2 pseudogenes are annotated in these 657 nt (G+C 61.8%); both read right to left on the minus strand.

The annotated features are described in order from the left end of the window. Positions 1–369 (minus strand): annotated as a pseudogene (locus MOV74_RS39765) (hypothetical protein); the annotation flags it as partial. Positions 370–441: 72 nt separating this feature from the next. Beyond that, positions 442–657, minus strand: a pseudogene (locus MOV74_RS39770) (hypothetical protein); the annotation flags it as partial.

The following is a 657-nucleotide window of genomic DNA, read 5'->3' on the forward strand; positions in this document are numbered from 1 at the left end:
GCCGACGATCCGGCCCGCGCCTTCCGCCGTGGCAATCCGCGTCCCAGCGGTGCGCCCCGTCACCTCGCGTGGCGCGCGAAATGGCGACGACGTCGTGCGACCCTGCATGTTCGAACCGGAGAAGTCGCACGGCATGATGACGTTGCATTCGGGCGGCGCCGCGAGGTGAGATCGGAAGGGGCGCGCATCGGCTACGCCAGAGGAAATTGCGATAATGAAACCAAAAGCAAACGCAAACGCAACGTAACGGTACATCGCAGGTCTCCAGGTTGATGAAGCCCGCCCCGCCGCAGAGACAAAACAATTTTGAGCTAAATACGGCAGCGCCCCTAAACGCGCAGGAATCGAGGAACTTTCGTTGAGTTCCACTAACCTCCGTTAAGATTGGACGCCGCCGACATTGGGTTGAATAGACCACATGCCATATGGCCTGTTCCTGGATCATCCGCTCCCGGTCTCAGATGATTTGATCCGTCCTTGCGGGGCGCGATCTAAATCCATCAGCAGCTTTCCCGCCTCGCCCAGCAGCGTCCGGATCGCCCTTCGCTCCGCGATCCGCTCCTGTGTGAAGGTGCCATGCTTGCGCGCGTTGCGGTTTCCCCATGGCGCGCCAGATCCCGGCGCACCGCCGTGCATGCGGCAGCGAAGCTTGCCGCG

The organism is Bradyrhizobium sp. SHOUNA76 (genome assembly GCF_023006445.1).
Classification (GTDB): Bacteria; Pseudomonadota; Alphaproteobacteria; order Rhizobiales; family Xanthobacteraceae; genus Bradyrhizobium.